Below are 279 nucleotides of genomic sequence, written 5' to 3'. Positions count from 1 at the left end.
AGCTCAGCTGGTAGAGCAACTGACTTGTAATCAGTAGGTCAACCGTTCGACTCGGTTAGTCGGCACCATTTATTTTAGTAATTTGAAAAGGAAACTGTAATCAGTAGTCTGTTCAAGTTACCCGTCGACTTGGTTAGTCGGCACCATTTATTTAAATTAAATGTTTTAAATGTTTAATTGCACAGTTTATGTGCCTCGATAGCTCAGTTGGTAGAGCAGAGGATTGAAAATCCTCGTGTCCCTGGTTCGATTCCGGGTCGAGGCACCATTTACTTTAAG

General features: G+C 41.2%; 2 tRNA genes. Both read left to right on the top strand.

Going from position 1 to position 279, the window contains the following annotated elements:
* Positions 1 to 68: transfer RNA gene (locus AN391_RS20095), tRNA-Thr, on the top strand.
* 124 nt (positions 69 to 192) lie between these two features.
* Positions 193 to 268: transfer RNA gene (locus AN391_RS20090), tRNA-Phe, on the top strand.
* The last annotated feature ends 11 nt before the right edge of the window (positions 269 to 279 follow it).

It is taken from the genome of Pseudoalteromonas sp. P1-13-1a (assembly GCF_001401875.1).
Lineage (GTDB): Bacteria > Pseudomonadota > Gammaproteobacteria > Enterobacterales > Alteromonadaceae > Pseudoalteromonas.
The sequence above is the reverse complement of the archived record's forward strand: the minus strand, read 5'-3'. Positions and strand labels throughout refer to the sequence as shown.